The organism is Holophagales bacterium, from assembly GCA_016699405.1.
GTDB lineage: Bacteria > Acidobacteriota > Thermoanaerobaculia > Multivoradales > JAGPDF01 > JAAYLR01.
Genome location: CP064972.1, coordinates 1,848,130 through 1,864,244, shown reverse-complemented (window position 1 = coordinate 1,864,244; position 16,115 = coordinate 1,848,130). Strand labels below are relative to the sequence as shown.

Sequence of the window (16,115 nt, the reverse complement as noted above, 5' to 3'; positions counted from 1 at the left end):
CGCTTGCGCACTCGACATGAACGGTCTGCTGCTCGCCTCCGAGAATCCTAGCACCGGCATCGAGCCGGATCTCGAGGTCTCAGTGGTCATCCCGTGCCTCAACGAGATGGAAACCGTGGCGGGCTGCGTCGCTCAGGCAGTCGCCGCGCTGAAGCGTCACGGTGTTACAGGAGAGGTCCTGGTCGCCGACAACGGCAGCACCGACGGCTCCCGCGAGTTGGCGGCTGCAGCTGGCGCTCGCGTGGTCGAGATCCGGGATCGTGGCTACGGTAGCGCCTTGCGTGGCGGGTTTGCCGCGGCCCGAGGGCGCTACCTGGTCATGGGCGATGCTGACGGCAGCTATGACTTCGGCGACCTGATGCCCTTCCTTGCGCGCTTGCGCGAGGGCGACGACCTGGTGATGGGAAACCGGTTCCTCGGCGGTATCCGACCAGGAGCCATGCCTTGGAAGAACCGGTGGATCGGTAACCCCCTGCTGAGCGGTCTCGGCCGATTGCTCTTCGGAATCGCGGTTGGAGACTTCCATTGCGGGCTGCGGGCGCTGACGCGCACCGCCGCAGCCAAGCTCGGCCTGCGGACGACTGGCATGGAATTCGCCAGCGAGATGGTGATCAAGGCGCATCTCTTCGGCCTGCGCATCGCCGAGGTTCCCACGACGCTATCTCCCGACGGCAGATCGCGTCCGCCGCATCTGAGGCCATGGCGCGACGGCTGGCGCCATCTCCGCTTCATGTTGCTATTCAGTCCGCGCTGGCTCTTCCTCGCTCCTGGAGCCTCACTCTTCCTGTTGGGAGCGGCGCTCACCGCCCTGCTGGTGCGTGGCCCGGTACGGTTGGGACACATCGGCCTCGACGTCCACTCCCTTCTGGTGGCATCGTTCGTCTGTCTGCTCGGCTACCAGCTGTTGATCTTCGGTGTCTTCGCTCGCGTGTACGCCGCAGCCGAGGGCTTTCACCCCCCCTCAGCCAGGCTAGTGCGCGTCTCACGCCGCGTCAGCCTGGAGGGTGGGGTCATCGGCGGTCTGACCGCCCTCGGAACAGGCATCGTCCTCTTGGTCCTCGCCTTGCTCTCCTGGGGTAGCACCGGGTTCTCGGAGCTCGACCCGGCGGTCACGATGCGTCAGGTCGTTCCTTCGGTTCTGCTCATGGCACTGGGAACTCAGACGGTCTTCGCGAGCTTCTTCATCAGCATTCTCACGCTTGCCAAGACAACGGTGACTGGCTCGCCCATGACACCCTGAGAGCCGAAGGGCAAGCCTCGCCCTCGGACGACTCCGTCATGCCCTCCGCCACTCCATGGGGCCTTTCCTCCGGCAGCGCCCTGTTCCCCCCCGCGCGGCAACCCTGCGGCGATGGCACGCCGGAACGAGCTCCCTGACGAGCGCCGACGGCTTCGACAACCCAAGGGAAACCCCTGGCCGTTCACCGATCTGACCGAAGCACCTCCTGGCGCCGCGAGACTCGCCGGCGCCCCGCGGGCCCTTGCCGTCAGAGCACACCCGAGCGGTATGGCGCATCGCATCCTCGACTGTTGCTCGACTGTTGCCAGCCGCCCACCGTTGACGGACGAGATGGCCTCTCGACCGGAGAGCCGACACAGCGGCTTGGGCATCTGCGTCGGTGCAACATCGCAGACGAGAAGTGAGCATTCCCGGCGGCTGCGATAGGATTTGACGCCTTGATCACGAGCAAGACCGTCGCGAATCTTCTCGCCGCGCTTGCCCTATTGCTCTTCCTGAGCATGGCGGCTACACGTCGCCTCAACTTCGACGAATCGCTCGCCGTGCGCGCGGGCTGGCTCGAGGTGACCGGCAACGACTTCCAACCCGCCTTCTTGATGCCATGGACGCTGTTGTGCGGAGCCGTCGCGAGGGCGTTTGCCGATCCCGGGACGACCTTTCTCGTCCTGAGGCTCACGGCCGCCGGAGGCGTTGCCCTGGCTTTCGTGTCGGCGCTTCGTGCAGCCGCGGCTGGACCCGCGGCGACTGCCGCCGCAGCGTGGCTCGCGATCGGAAACGCAGCCTTCGCCACTCATGCGTTGGAGTTCCGCTACGATGCCGCGGTCTTGATCCTGCTGCTCCTCGCCTATCGTGCGTTGGTTCGTGAAACCTCACCCTTCTGGTTCGGAGCCTTGGCCGCGCTGCTCGCGCTCCATCATCTCAAGGGTATCTACTTCGCCGCGGGAGGGGTCGCCATCTACTTGGCCATGTCGCACGAGCGAAGAGCCGCGGCGCGACGACTGGTCTTCGGGGCGCTCGCCCTCCTGTCCGGGTGGATCGGCCTCCTGCTGCTCGTGGGACTTGGCGATCGCTTTCTCGCCAGCCTCCGAACATTCGCGACGATCGCCACGGATAGCGCCCGCGTGTCATTGGCATCGTCTCTCGGACCAACTCTGCTCAGAGACCTCGCGTGGTGGGTGCTGGTGCTTTCCGCTGCGGCGGTCGCGATGTCTCGACGCGGTCGAGCAACGGATGGCGCCGGCCACAGGGCAGAGCTCGCCGCGCTCGCCATCGCTGCCCTGGGCATCACCTTCTGGTTGGTTCACCCGCACGCCTGGCCCTACCTCGTCGCACTCCCAGTACCCTTCCTCGTCATCGCGGCGGCTCGCGGATTCGCCCGTCGTGCAGGGACAAGCCGATACGTTGCGGCCTTCGTCCTCGGCCTCGCGATCCAAGTGGCCAGTAGCGGAGCGGTTCCCTTCTCATCCATGGTCGCCGGATTCTCCTCGCCGATGGCTGGCGAGGTGGCCATGCTTCGTGCTCTGCGAGCGGACGCCTCGTCCGCGGACCGCATCCTCGACCCTTCCGGCCTCGCCTATTTCATTCTCCCGTGCACGCACGAGTGGTATCTGGATTCGCTCTTCCGCGAGAGAATCGCAGCCGGCACTTGGATGAGCGAGCTGAGCAGCAACGTGCCTTCCGAATGCACGCTGGTGCTGAACAGCTATCGACTCGAGGCACTTCCTCCCGCCGCCATCGCGGTTCTCCGGCGCGACTTCGTCGGCATGCCGTGTGGGCTCGCGGTGCGGCGCCAGAGAGGACGCCTCCCGACCGCCGAACGACTCGGAGGGACCGCGGAAGTGGAGAGCTTCTGGTGAGACGTTCGCTCTCGGCTCGCCGCGGCGATGGCAGGTTCGCGCTCGGCCTCTTCCTGCTCTCGCTCGGGATCTACCTTCTTTCGGGACCCGGCCGTATCGATATCATCGACGGCCAGATTCGATACGAGGCAACTCGCACCTGGCTCGAGACCGGAGCTCCCGAGCTGCGAGATCCGGTCGTCCGACCCTACGGCTTGAAGGGAAGGGACGGCAAGATCTTCGCGTCGTACAACTCCGGGCCATCCGTGGCGGCGGCTACACTCGTATGGCTCGCGGGTACGGACGACGTTCCTTCCGGCGAGCGAGCGCGGTTCCTCTTCTCGCTGACTTCCGCCTTCTTCGGAGCTGCAACGGTCGTCCTGGTCTTCCTTTGGCTACGGCGGCTTGGGGTCGAGACCCGCAGGTCGATCGGCGCCGCGCTCGTCGCAGCGTTCGCCACCTACCTCTGGCCGCTAGCCACCACGACCTTCGACCAGGGACAGCACGCACTTCTGCTCACGGCAGGGCTCTTCTGCGCTTGGCGCGCGGGTTGCGAGAGCTCGCTCGTGCAGGGGCTCCTCACGGGAGCCTGCTTCGGAGCCCTGCTCAACTACCAGGAAACCTACATCCTGCTGTGGCCGGTGGCGGTCCTCTTGATGCTGCGGGGCCGGTCCGTTCGCGAGCGGCCCGTTCGACTCGTCGTGCTCGTCAGCCTTCTGCCCTTGCTCGCTGGGATTGCCGCGCTGTTTGCATTCAATGAGCTCAGGTTCGGGATGGCCTATTTCTTCGATCGCGGGTCCGTCGGGATCTCGCATCCCCCCATCCTCGGAAACCCCGTCGTCGGACTCGTCAGCCTGCTCGCCAGCCCGGGCAAGAGCATCCTTCTCTACAGCCCGGTGCTGATCCTCGGAGTCTTGGGATTGCGGAGCTTGCGCGAGCGCGACCGCTGGCTCGCCCAGGCACTCGTCGCGGCTTCCGTGATCGAGTTGGCCTTCATCTCCTGCCTGAGCTTCTTCGGCTCCGATTGGGCCTGGGGGCCACGCTACCTCGGGCCGCTACTCGCCTTTTGGATGCTCCCTGCGACGCTCTGGCGACAAGGGGATCGATTCCGTGTGTTCCGTGGCGCGATCGTCGTCGCCGGCGTGGTCGTTCAACTCCTCGGTCTCTCGCTCGACACCCATCGCTTCTTCTACGAGCATCGCCTGTCGGGCTTCTTCTGGTACTCCGACCACGAGTTCTATTTCCGACACTCCGCACTGTTCGAACGTCCAGGCGAGATCGTGCGGGCTTGGCAGGAAGCCGCCTCGGGCACGGCACACGAGTTCGCCCCGACACCCGAGCGTGGCCTCGTCACCTATCTGGCGCTGGGCAACAGGGATCGGGACCGGGCACCGACCTGGATCCGCGCTTTCCGCCTCTTCCAGCTGCCTCGCCCTTGGCCGTTCTGGATGGCGACCCTCGAGCCGTCGCGCCGGCCCGTCCCTCTGCGAACGACGGCAGGTCTCGCCGCGGCGATCGCCGCGCTTGGCTTCGCACTCACCTGGCCGGGTCTCCGGCGGAGCGACCCCCGGCCCCAGGACACGCCGGCTCTACCTCCGGCCTTCTAGCCCCTCCGACGCGACCCACCTCCCCGCCACCCACCACGCCAAGGCGGCGAGGGCGAAGCCCGGGTACAGGTCGATCGCGTAGTGCCAGCCGAAGTGGACGGCGCTCCAGGCGACGAGCAGGTTCGCCGGCACGATCACCGCCAGCAGCCAGCGCGCGTGACGCCAGCAGATCAGCGCACCGAGGCCGGTCGTCGCCGCATGCAGGCTGGGGAAGGCGGCGATGCCGAAGAAGGGGACCGCCGGCGCCGCCGGATGCTGCACGAGGTAGAGCAGTGCCTGGCGCATCTGCTCCTGCGTCTGCCAGGCCCAGTTGTCCGCGAGGTGGGCATAGCGAGCGCGCACGTAGAAAGCCGGGCCCATCGACGGAAAGACGAGGTAGAGCAGCGAGCCGATCACGTAGGCGAGTCCGAGCGCGGCGAGCGCGCGCCGGGCCGCCGGGCCGCCGTCGCGCGCGAAGGCCGCGCCGAGCGGCAGGGCGAAGACCGCCCAGGCGAGCAGATAGGCCCAGGCGAGCAGGGCGTTGAGCGCGGCGTCGTGGGTGAAGCCGAGCGTCCAACCGACGAAGTCGCCGCCGCCGAAATGGACCCACGCGTCGAGCCGCTCGAGCAGCCCGTCGAGCAGTCGCGGGGCGAAGAGGAAGAGCCGTGCCTTGAGATTCGTGTAGGCGACCAGCACGACGAGCAGCGCCGCCAGCGCCCGGGCGAAGCGAGCGAGATCCAGCCCCGCCTCGCGCCAGCGGAAGCCCCGTCGCCAGACCCGGTAAACCTGCACCGCGACCCACAGCGGCAGGGTCACCGCCAGGATCGCGCCGAAGAAGCGCAGGTACTCCACCGCCATCGGCCAGCCGGTGAACGGATAGCCGGCGACGCGGAAGGCCATCAGGACCATCGCGAGGTAGACGAGCGCGATCCCCTCCTCCGGCCAGAGGAGCGCGAGAAAACGCGCCACCGCCCCCCCGCGAGGCGGGTCGCTCGAAGCGTCGATGGGCGCCGGGGATGCCAAGCGGCGCGATTCTACCGCTCGACCTCGTCGCGTCCGGCCAGCTAGAAGCGCCGCCCGATCTCGGCGAGGTAGCGCGTCCCTTCGAGGTCGTCGCCCGTCGAATACTCGATCTCACCGAGGAGGTAGAGACGGAACGGCAGCTCGAGCGTTCCCGAGAGCCGGGCCCACTGATTGCTCCGCGGCGCCACGGCGCCGAGCACCTTCGTCTCCGACGCGCCGATCGTCAGACCGAGATCGTGGCCGCCACGCAGGTACTTGCGGACCCGCAGCGAGGCGACGTACCCCTCGGCGACCCCGCCGGTGTAGTAGGTGACGTCGGCTCCGCCGAGCAGCATCCAGCCGAAGAGGTTGGAGTGGTAGACGGTCACCGTCGCGGAGGTCGTGGGATCCTGTCCGCTCTCCTGGCGCTCGAGCCCGACCCCTGCCGACACGTTGAGCCCTCGACTTCCCTGGTACTCGAGACTGGTCCGCGCCCCTTCGCGCAGTAGCAGATTGAACACGTCCTCCGGGCGCGGCTTGGTCTCGTAGGTCAGGTAGTTGCGCCGCTGATCGTAGGTCAGGCTCCACCGCCAGCGCTCGCGAAAGCGCACCGACCCGGAGATCGAAGCGTTCGACACCTGCGTCGCCGAGCCCGCCATCTCCCTGCGCCAGTCGCGGTTCACGTCGACCTCGCCGCGCGCGAAAAGCGACCAGCGCGAGCCGGAACCGAAGCGACTCTCGAGCGAGACGTACTCGCGACTCACCGCCCCGGCCTTGGCGTACTCGCCGATCCCGGCAATCACCACCTCCGCGTAGCCGGGCCCTTCGTCGGCCGCGGTGGCATAACGCACGAAAGCGCCGTACTTCTGGCCGATCGACGCGAGGCCGAGCTCGGCGACCTCGGGCCGCGAGCCGGCGAAGGCCCCGAGATGAAAGCGTCGCGTCAGCCGGACCTGCCCCAGCGCCCCGTCGAGATAGCCGATCCCGACGAACGGGCTGACCCCGAGCCGCCCGACCTGCCAGGCGAAGCGCCCGCCTTCGGGCGCATAGGTGAGCGACAGCTCGTAGAGCCGGTCGCTCTGCTCGGACCGGTTGCCGCTCAGGCCGAAGCCACTCCGCGTCACCGTTCGCGATCTCATCCGCGCGCGGAAGTCGAGCGGCCTGCCGCCGAGGTCGCGAAGACGGAGCGAGAGCCGACCGGTTCCTTCGTCGAAGCCGCCGCTGCTCACCGCGCCGCCGTTGCGATACTGCTGGAAGCCGTAGGAGATCGCGCCGCTGGCGCGGGTCCGGGGCACGGAACGCCGCGGCGACGGGTTCGCCACCGGCGCCGGGAGAGGCTCCGGGACGGGGCGGGCAGGCTCCGGCACCGCCGCCGGTGGGGCCTCGGCAACGCTCTCCGCCGGCACGGAGGCGAGCACCGCCGCATCGCCCTGCCGGATCGAGGAGAGCGCGCTCACCACCCGGCAGGAGGCGGAGTGCTCGGCGACGTAGAGCACCTCGAGCTCGGCGATCTTGTCGCCCGAGCGACGCACCACGAGACGCGATCCCGGTTCGAGCCCCTCCTGTCGCCCCCCGTCGACGTAGACCGCGCTCGTCGAGAGGTAGGTCACGGTCAATCCGCGCGCCGGCACCTTCCCCGCCGGGGCAGCCTTCGCCCCCTGGGCCCAGGCCGCCGGCGACACGGGCGCGAGAATGGCGAACAACACGGCCACGAGCGCGGCGACGGAGAGGCCCTTCGCACCTCCCCGCTCGATGGCTCCGTCGGTGCGGCGGGTCGGGCCCGGCTGGCGAGTCGCATCGGTCATGGAGATCTCCTGTCGGCGAAGGTCTGGCAGCTCAGTCACCAGCGCGACCGTCCGGGTGACACTGGTAGCAGTAGCGGCTTTCCCAACGGTAGCCGTTGACTTCACGGTGCTCGCTGTTCATCGACGACTGGTTGTGCTCGTGACAGAGGATGCACTCGAAGACCTGGAAGTTGCCCGACGCGACGTGGCAGGTCGAGCAGGCGTTGTTCCACACGTTGCGGTGCCGGCCCGAGTAGATGGGGAAGAAGCGACCGTCGTGGTCGAACGTCGCACCCTCCCAGCGCGTGGTGGTGTGGCAGGTCTGGCAGGTGGTCGGGAACCCCGCCGAGGCGTGGTTCGGCTGCGCCTGCTGGTAGTCCTGCTGGTGACAGGCGTAGCAGTCGCGGGGCGTCCCGGCGTAGACGCCGTTGCGATGGCAGTCGGTGCAGCTCACCGAGACGTGCGCCCCCGTCAGCGGGAAGGCCGTGGCATTGTGATTGAAGTTCGCCGGCTGCCAGGCGCTCTCCGTGTGGCACTGCTGGCACGCCGTCGGGAACCCCTGTTGCACGTGGTTCGGGTTGCGCGTCCCCTCGTAGGTCGACCGATGGCACGAGTAGCAGTCCTTCGGCGTCCCGGCGTACTGGCCGTTGCGGTGGCAGCTCGCGCACGCCACGTTGCGGTGCGCCCCGTTCAGCGGGAACGCCGTCGCGCTGTGGTTGAAGTTCGCCGGCTGCCACGCGCTCTCCGTGTGGCACTGCTGGCATGCCGTCGGGAACCCCTGTTGCACGTGGTTCGGGTTGCGCGTCCCCTCGTAGGTCGACCGATGGCACGAGTAGCAGTCCTTCGGCGTCCCGGCGTACTGGCCGTTGCGGTGGCAGCTCGCGCACGCCACGTTGCGGTGCGCTCCGTTCAGCGGGAACGCCGTCGCGCTGTGGTTGAAGTTCGCCGGCTGCCACGCGCTTTCCGTGTGGCACTGCTGGCATGCCGTCGGGAACCCTTGTTGCACGTGGTTCGGGTTGCGCGTCCCCTCGTAGGTCGACCGATGGCACGAGTAGCAGTCCTTCGGCGTCCCGGCGTACTGGCCGTTGCGGTGGCAGCTCGCGCACGCCACGTTGCGGTGCGCTCCGTTCAGCGGGAACGCCGTCGCGCTGTGGTTGAAGTCCGCCGGCTGCCACGCGCTTTCCGTGTGGCACTGCTGGCATGCCGTCGGGAACCCTTGTTGCACGTGGTTCGGGTTGCGCGTCCCCTCGTAGGTCGACCGGTGACAGGAGTAGCAGTCCTTCGGCGTCCCGGCGTACTGGCCGTTGCGGTGGCAGCTCGCGCACGCCACGTTGCGGTGCGCTCCGTTCAGCGGGAACGCCGTCGCGCTGTGGTTGAAGTTCGCCGGCTGCCACGCGCTCTCCGTGTGGCACTGCTGGCAGGCCGTCGGCATCCCCTGCTGCACGTGGTTCGGGTTGCGCGTCCCCTCGTAGGTCGACCGGTGACAGGAGTAGCAGTCCTTCGGCGTCCCGGCGTAGGTGCCGTTGCGGTGGCAACTGGCGCATTCGACGTTGCGGTGCGCCCCATTGAGCGGGAAGGCGGTGCGGGCGTGGTCGAAGTTCTGCGCCGGGCGCCAGGCGCTCGTCGAGTGACACTGCTGACAGGTCGTCGGGAAGGAGCCCGAGACGTGGTTCGGATCGCGCGTCCCCTCGAAGCTCGACCGGTGGCACGAGTAGCAGTCCTTCGGCGTCCCGGCGTAGGTGCCGTTGCGGTGACAGCTCGAGCAGTCGACCGTGCGGTGCGCCCCGTCGAGCGGGAAGGCGGTGCGGGCGTGGTCGAAGTTCTGCGCCGGGCGCCAGGCGCTCGTCGAGTGACACTGCTGACAGGTCGTCGGGAAGGAGCCCGAGACGTGGTTCGGATCGCGCGTCCCCTCGAAGCTCGACCGGTGGCACGAGTAGCAGTCCTTCGGTGTCCCGGCGTAGGTGCCGTTGCGGTGACAGCTCGAGCAGTCGACCGTGCGGTGCGCCCCGTCGAGCGGGAAGGCGGTGCGGGCGTGGTCGAAGTTCTGCGCCGGGCGCCAGGCGCTCGTCGAGTGACACTGCTGGCAGACCGTCGGGAAGCTGCCCGCGACGTGATTGGGATCGCGCGTCCCTTCGTAGCTCGAGCGATGGCAGGCATAGCACTCGCGCGAGGTGCCGGCGTAGCCGCTCTTGTGACAGCTCGCGCACGCCACCGACCGGTGCCCGCCGTCGAGCACGAATCCGGTGGCTGCGTGGTCGAAGCTCTGCGCCGGGCGCCACGCCGTCGTCGTATGGCAGGTCTGGCACGCCGTGGCGAATCCGGCGCTCACGTGATTCGGGTCGCGCGTCCCCTCGAAGTTGGTGCGATGACAGGAGTAGCAGTCCTTCGGCGTCCCGGCGTAGCTCGTCTTGTGGCAGGAAGTGCATCCGACGCTGCGGTGCGCCCCGTCGAGCGGGAAGGCCGTCGCGGCGTGATTGAAGTTCGTCGCGCCCTGCCAGGTCGTCGCCGAGTGGCAGGTGATGCAGTTCGTCGAGAACCCGCCCGCCACGTGGTTCGGGTCACGCGTCGCCTCGAAGTCGCGGCGATGACAGGAGTAGCAGTCGGCCGACACGGCGCTGAAGCCGCCGACATGGCATTGGCGGCAGCCGATCCCCGCGTGGCCGCCGGTGAGCGGGAAGGCCGCGGTGTGGGTGAAGCTCGCGCTCTCCCAGTTCTCCGGGATGCTGCCGTGGCAGTCGGCACATGCCGTCGAGAAGCCGCGATGCGACGGCGTCGCCGTCTCGAAAGCGGTGCGATGGCAGGCGATGCACTCGACCGGGGTGCTGGCGTACTGGTCCTGGCGCTGCCCACCGTGGCAGGACTCGCAGTCGAGCCGGGAGTGCGCCGCGAGCAGCGGGAAGAGGGTGCGACCGTGGCGGTCGAACATCGCCCGCTGGTTCGCCCAGGTGGTCGTGCCGTGGCAGCTCGCGCAGCGCGCTCCGAGCTCGCCGGCATGGGGGTCGCGATGGCAGTCCTGACAGGCGGTGCCGACCTGCGAGAAGACGAGCGTCTGATGGCACTTCCGGCACGCGGCGGTGGCGTGCGCGCCGGTCAGCACGAAGCCGGTGTCGGCATGCCGGAAGCTCGGCGAGGCGACGAGCGGCACCCACGCCTCGGTGGAGTGGCAATCGGTGCAGGCGATCGCGAGATTGCCGTGCGGGTTCTCCGCGACCGCGCGGAGCGGCGTCGCTCCGAGGAAGGCCATCACCGCCAGCGCCGCGACTCCTGCCTGCACCCTGGCTCTCGGAAACATTGGCGGATCCTCCTGGATCGAGCGGCGATTCACGATGAGATACCTCGACAATCGACAGCGAAACAGATCACACCGACCCCGCCTGCTCGCCGCCGAATCGCACGCCCATGCCACGCAGCAGCGCATAGGGCGGGTCGCCGCCGATGAGCACGAACACGTAGTCGTTCTCCAGCTGCAAAGAGCCCGTGGCGGTTTCGAGGCTCACCTGGTCGGGATGGATGGCGGTCACCTGCGAGTCGAAGAGCACCTGCACCTTGCCGCGTGCGATGAGCGCCGCGATCGCGTCCTCGTTCTTGCGCTTGATGCGGAAGAACCCCGACTTGCGGTACGAGACCGTGACCCGGTTCCCCGGCTGGCGAGCGAGGCCGATCGCCGCCTCGACCGCGCTGTCGCCTCCTCCGACGACGAGCAGCCGCTGTCCGCGGTAGGTCTCCGCATCGCGCAGTTGGTACATCACCTTCGGCAGCTCCTCGCCCGGCACGCCGAGCGTTCGCGGCGTGCCGCGCCGGCCGAGCGACAGCACGACCTGGCGCGCGCGCAACGTGCCGGTGGAGGTGATCGCGCGGAGCTCGTCACCGTCTCTCTCGATCCTCGCGAGCCGTGCTCCGTAGCGAATCTCGAGACCGTGCCGGCGGATCTCTCCGGCGAGCAGCTCGAGCAGCTCCTCCTTGCTGTACTCCTCGCGATCGAGGCCGCCGCCCAGCGGGAACGGCACCGGGCGCGTCAGCACCAGCTTGCGCCGCGGGAAGTGCAGGATCGTGCCGCCGAGGTCCGCCGCCTGGTCGAGCACCAGGGCCGAGAGGCGATGGTGGCGCGCCGCCAGCGCCGCCGCGAGCCCGGCCGGACCGGCGCCGACGATCAGGACGTCGAGGAGAGCGGAATCGACCTCCGCGCTCCGCCGGGGTCGCGAGGCGAGTCGCCGGGCGATGGCATCGACCACGTGCTCGCCCTGCTCCACCGCATTGCGCACCAGGGCCAGGCCCGAGAGCTCGCCGGCCACGAAGACGCCGGGAACCGTCGTCTCGCCCTGCTGGTCGAGGATCGGCACGTCGGGTCGACCCTTCAGGTCGCCGAGTCCCACCTCGATCGCGCCGACCGGGCAGGCTTCGGCACAGCGCCCATGACCGACGCAGCGGATGCCGTTGACCACCACCGCGATTCCGCCGACGACTCCCAGCACGTCGCCCTCGGGGCAAGCCCGCACGCAACTCCCGCAGCCGATGCAGGCGACGGCGTCGACGAACGGGAACTGCGCATGCGGCTTGTCGATGCCCAGACCGCGCGCCTCGACGAGGCGCTCGCGATCGCGCCGGCGCGTCCGGTGGAAGGCGATCGCATAGGGAACGACGATCGCGGCGGCAACGACGAACGCCGCGGCCCAGAGGAGCACGTCCTCGGTCAACGACTCGTCCCCGTTCCGGTCGGACGCTTTCCCTGGTGGCACCCTTCGCAAGCGACCGGAAGCGGCTTGTAACGCACCGCCCGGTCGGCACCGATCGTCTCGCTCGCATGGCAGGCCGCGCAGGCGACCTTGCGGTGTGCGCCGTCGATCGGGTAGCGCGAGTCGCGCTGATGGTCGAATCCGGTCGCCGGCCTCCAGCCGTCGACCGCGTGACAGCGCTCGCAGGCGGTCACGCCGGCGCGGGCGAGCTGCCCGGCGTGCGGGTCGCGATGACAGCCGGCGCAGTCGAGCGCGAGATCGCGCAGCTTCATCGACTCAACCTTGCCGTCGGCTCCCCGCGGGTGGCACTTCGAGCACGCGACCGCGACATGTTTGCCGCGCAACGGATAGCGGCTCTTCTCGTGGTCGAAGCTCGCCGGTCGCCAGGCGGTCTGGGTGTGGCAGGCGGCGCATCCGGCGGTCCCGGCAAAGCGATCGAGCTTGCCGCCGTGCGGGTCCGGGTGGCAATCGCGGCAGGCGGTCGTGGCGAAGCGGTAGCGCACCACCGGCGTGAGGCCGCGCTGCGCCAACGGCGGCGGCAAGGTCGACGGCGCGACCGTTCGGTGGCACGCCGAGCAGGGCACCGCCAGGTGGGCCGCCTCGAGATGGAAGGCGCTCCGTCCGTGCTCCTCCGGCCCGTAGCGCGCCGGGGTGAAGCCGTCGACCGAGTGGCAGGTCACGCAACCTCCGCTGCCGCCGGCCCTGGCGAGCTGCCCGAGATGCACGTCGCGATGGCAGGTCTCGCAGCGGTCGAACTTCGGAATGCGGAGCTCCCGCCCGGGGGTGTGGCACTTCGCGCAGTCGACCTTGCGGTGGAGCCCGCGCAGCGGGTAGCTCGTGCGCTCGTGGTCGAAGCCGGCTGCCGGCACGGCCGCCGCGGTGAAGCGCTCGGTGGTGTGGCAGCGCGCACAGTCGCTGCCGAGACGGCCCTTGTGCACGTCGGCGTGACAGCGGGCGCAGTCCGGCGACGGCTGCCCCTTGAACTGCGAGAGGACGATCGTCTTCTCGGCGCTCGCGGCAGAGCCGGTCTGTTGGGCGTGGCACTTGAGACAGGGCGCCTTGAGATGAGCCCCGGTCAGCGGATAGCGCGTCCGCGCGTGGTCGAATCCGGCGGCCGGCTTCCAGCTCGTCTGCCCATGACAGTCCGTGCACACCGCCGGCGCGAGCGCCCCGAGGTGCGGGTCGCGGTGACAGCCGACGCAGGAGGTCGGCTGACCCAGGAGTGTCCTCGCCCGGTCGAGCTTCGGCTCCAGCTTCACGAGCGCGGCATCGACGCGATCGGCGCGATGGCACTCGGCGCAGCGCAGCTGCGTGTGCTTGCCGACGAGCGGCCAACCCGCCTCGCGGTGATCGAAGGCATCGCGTCCGGCCTTGCCCCAGAAGACGAGCGCGAACTCGGCGCCCTGGTGCTCGCTGTGGCAGCGCTCGCAGCGCTCGTGGCCGGCGCGGGCGTGCAGGCCCTTGCCGGCGGCCAGGCGCGCACCGAGGGCCCGGTGGCAGTCGAGGCAGAGGACAGGATCGACGCCCTTGCCGGCACGATGGCAGGCGAGGCAGTTGCGACTTCCGTCGAGCCCGGCGTGCGGCTGCGCGAGCGGCCCGGGCGAGATCTGTGCCGGCAGCGGCGAGGCCAGCGCCGCCAGCGCAACGGCCAGCGCGAGCCGCGCCAGGGAGTGGTGGCGCCCCGTCATGGCAGCCCCCCGGCGTAGCCGGTCATCCACGCAACGCCGACATGGATGGCGACGAACAGGTACATCAGCACCGCGAACGGCTTGTGCAGGACGTGCCAGTAGTGGAAGAGCTCGTGCAGCCGGCTCCACAACAGCAGCCGGCGACGCAGGAGGGCCTTCTGCCGCGCCAGGCGGGCGAATCGGGCCAGCAGCTCGCGCGGCACACCGCGGCACTCGCGCCGGAATCGCGCCAGCCGGGCGGCGAAGCGGATCGGCTCGAACGGCAGGCGGGCGACGAGCGCCAGGGTCCCGGCGTCGGCGCTCCAGCCCTCGCCACCGACCGCATCGAGCCGGGCGAGCTGGTCGGCGGTGAGGCCGAGCCCCCGGAGCTCGGTCGCGAGCTCGCGGTCGAGCGCCGTCGCCTCGGCGAGCGTCAGCTCGTCTCCGGCGGCGGATCGCGGGATCTGGCCGTAGAGGAAGCGCCCGAAGATCCCGCTGCCGGCCACCGCGACCATCGACCAGAAGGCCACCGCCACCAGCCCCTGAACCTTGAAGGCGGTGTGCAGGACCACGAGCAGCGGACCGACGACGCCGAAGTAGATGTGGACGTCGAGCCAGAGCGCCATCCGCCCCGCTCGCCGAAGCAGGCGCCAGCGTTTGCGCAACGGGTAGCCCAGGAGGGCCAGCATCAGGACGCCGCCGACGACCCCGTAGGTCCGCCCGACCGATCCGCCGGGCTTGAGCTCCCAGTGGAGATTGTGGTGCGGACGCTCGACGAGCGGCGTCGCGTAGTACTCCTTCCCGTGTCCGTAGGCCGCAGCGAGGGCGGCAAGAGAGAGGAGGTAGAGGGCGGCGAGGAGGAGTCGGCGAAGTCGCAAGTTAGCGGCGGATCCTAAGGCACGACCCTCTCAAATGAGAGTTAACTAGTCAACAATGCGGTTGCTGAATCCCACCTTTCCGGGGGGTCCCACCCGTCCGCATAGGGCGGGAGACGGCCCCCCCGACTAGAATCGGACCATGTCCAAGATCTGTCCATTCCGGGCCCTGCGGCCCTCGGAGGAGTCCGCCCCGCGGGTCTCCTCGGTGCCCTACGACGTGGTCTCGACCGACGAGGCCCGGGCGCTCGCCGCGGACAACCCCCTCTCCTTCCTCCACGTCACCCGCGCCGAGATCGATCTGCCCGCCGGCACCGACCCGTACGACGCGTCGGTCTACGCCAAGGCCAAGAGCGCGCTCGCCGGGATCACCGCCGCTGCCCCGCTCGTCCACGAAGCCGAGCCGTCGCTCTATCTCTATCGGCTCGTCATGGGCTCGCACGCGCAGACCGGGCTCGCCGCCTGCTACTCGGTCGACGAGTACGACAACGACCTGATCAAGAAGCACGAGCGCACGCGCCGCGACAAGGAAGACGACCGGACGCGCCACATCACCACGACGCGCGCGCAGACCGGCGTCGTCTTCCTCACCTATCGGGCGAGCGCCGAGATCGACGCGGTCGCCGCCGAGGTCGCCGCCGACGCGCCGCTCTACGACTTCACCTCCGAGGACGGCATCCGCCACACGGTCTGGAAGGTCACCGGCGAGCCGATGCACCGACTGGTCGCCGGCTTCGACCGTCTCCCCTGCCTGTACATCGCCGACGGCCACCACCGCGCCGCCTCCGCCGCGCGCACGCGCGCCAAGCTGCGCGACGAGGGGGCGAGCGTCGACGCACCGGTCGGCGACTGGAACCGCTTCCTCGCCGTCGCCTTCCCGCACGACCAGATGCAGGTGCTCCCCTATCACCGCGTGGTGCGCGACCTGCGCGGCAGCGGCCCGGCCGAGTTCCTCGCCCGCCTCGCCGAGCACGTCAAGGTGCTCCCGGGGCCGCCGATTCCGGCGCGCAAGGGGCTCGTCGGCATGTACCTCGCCGGACGCTGGTACACCCTCGAGCTGCCGCCGGCCGCCGACGGGTCGACCTACGCCGGTCTCGACGTCGCCCGCCTCCAGGAGACGGTGCTGACGCCGCTGCTCGGCATCGAGGATCCGCGCACCGACAAGCGGATCGACTTCGTCGGCGGCATCCGCGGCACGCGCGAGCTCGAGCGGCGCGTCGACTCCGAGGAGATGGCGGTCGCCTTCGCCATGGTCCCGGTCTCCGTCGAGGACCTGATGGCGATCGCCGACGAGGGCGGCATCATGCCGCCGAAGTCCACCTGGTTCGAGCCCAAGTTGCGCGACGGCCTGCTGGTGCACCAGTTCTGACCGGCGCGAGAGCAAGGAGAGGTT

The 16,115-nt window shown here is 69.4% G+C and carries 10 protein-coding genes; 4 read left to right on the top strand and 6 right to left on the bottom strand.

The genetic code is table 11. The features are described from left to right. The first annotated feature begins 16 nt into the window (after nucleotides 1-16). From IPJ17_07835 to IPJ17_07825, 3 genes are all read left to right on the top strand, one after another. Nucleotides 17-1,240, top strand: coding sequence for a glycosyltransferase family 2 protein (locus IPJ17_07835; protein ID QQR76120.1), 1,224 nt, complete (start codon nucleotides 17-19; stop codon nucleotides 1,238-1,240). 437 nt (nucleotides 1,241-1,677) lie between these two features. Further along, nucleotides 1,678-3,096 (top strand): hypothetical protein, encoded by a 1,419-nt coding sequence (locus IPJ17_07830; protein QQR75471.1) that lies wholly within the window; start codon nucleotides 1,678-1,680, stop codon nucleotides 3,094-3,096. Continuing rightward, nucleotides 3,093-4,682 carry a hypothetical protein gene (locus tag IPJ17_07825; protein ID QQR75470.1) on the top strand — a complete coding sequence of 530 codons (1,590 nt, stop codon included), beginning with the start codon at nucleotides 3,093-3,095 and terminating at the stop codon, nucleotides 4,680-4,682. Before IPJ17_07830 ends, IPJ17_07825 begins: the two co-directional genes overlap by 4 nt. On the opposite strand, the gene IPJ17_07820 is transcribed toward IPJ17_07825, so the two are convergent. From IPJ17_07820 to IPJ17_07795, 6 genes are all read right to left on the bottom strand, one after another. Continuing rightward, nucleotides 4,665-5,684, bottom strand: a complete 1,020-nt coding sequence (locus tag IPJ17_07820) for a phosphatase PAP2 family protein (GenBank protein ID QQR75469.1) — start codon at nucleotides 5,682-5,684, stop codon at nucleotides 4,665-4,667. The two genes, IPJ17_07825 and IPJ17_07820, sit on opposite strands and share 18 nt — an antisense overlap. 41 nt (nucleotides 5,685-5,725) lie before the next feature. Next, nucleotides 5,726-7,468, bottom strand: a complete 1,743-nt coding sequence (locus tag IPJ17_07815; protein QQR75468.1) for a hypothetical protein — start codon at nucleotides 7,466-7,468, stop codon at nucleotides 5,726-5,728. 31 nt (nucleotides 7,469-7,499) lie between these two features. Continuing rightward, entirely contained in the window at nucleotides 7,500-10,739 is a 3,240-nt protein-coding gene (locus tag IPJ17_07810) for a hypothetical protein (GenBank protein ID QQR75467.1), read from the bottom strand. 67 nt (nucleotides 10,740-10,806) lie between these two features. After that, on the bottom strand, nucleotides 10,807-12,141 hold the full coding sequence (locus tag IPJ17_07805) for an NAD(P)-binding domain-containing protein (GenBank protein ID QQR75466.1): 1,335 nt from the start codon (nucleotides 12,139-12,141) through the stop codon (nucleotides 10,807-10,809). Then, on the bottom strand, nucleotides 12,138-13,868 hold the full coding sequence (locus IPJ17_07800; GenBank protein QQR75465.1) for a hypothetical protein: 1,731 nt from the start codon (nucleotides 13,866-13,868) through the stop codon (nucleotides 12,138-12,140). Before IPJ17_07800 ends, IPJ17_07805 begins: the two co-directional genes overlap by 4 nt. Continuing rightward, nucleotides 13,865-14,725: a hypothetical protein gene (locus IPJ17_07795; GenBank protein QQR75464.1), complete on the bottom strand. Its 861-nt coding sequence runs from the start codon at nucleotides 14,723-14,725 to the stop codon at nucleotides 13,865-13,867. Before IPJ17_07795 ends, IPJ17_07800 begins: the two co-directional genes overlap by 4 nt. Before the next feature lie 139 nt (nucleotides 14,726-14,864). On the opposite strand from IPJ17_07795, the gene IPJ17_07790 reads away from it, so the two are divergent. After that, on the top strand, nucleotides 14,865-16,091 hold the full coding sequence (locus IPJ17_07790) for a DUF1015 domain-containing protein (GenBank protein QQR75463.1): 1,227 nt from the start codon (nucleotides 14,865-14,867) through the stop codon (nucleotides 16,089-16,091). Nucleotides 16,092-16,115: the final 24 nt, after the last annotated feature.

Bases quoted from the DNA above. Each gene is read 5' to 3' on its own strand.
- IPJ17_07835 (QQR76120.1), top strand. From the start codon at position 17: ATGAACGGTCTGCTGCTCGCCTCCGAGAATCCTAGCACCGGCATCGAG.
- IPJ17_07815 (QQR75468.1), bottom strand. From the start codon at position 7,468: ATGACCGATGCGACTCGCCAGCCGGGCCCGACCCGCCGCACCGACGGA.
- IPJ17_07810 (QQR75467.1), bottom strand. From the start codon at position 10,739: ATGTTTCCGAGAGCCAGGGTGCAGGCAGGAGTCGCGGCGCTGGCGGTG.
- IPJ17_07800 (QQR75465.1), bottom strand. From the start codon at position 13,868: ATGACGGGGCGCCACCACTCCCTGGCGCGGCTCGCGCTGGCCGTTGCG.
- IPJ17_07790 (QQR75463.1), top strand. From the start codon at position 14,865: ATGTCCAAGATCTGTCCATTCCGGGCCCTGCGGCCCTCGGAGGAGTCC.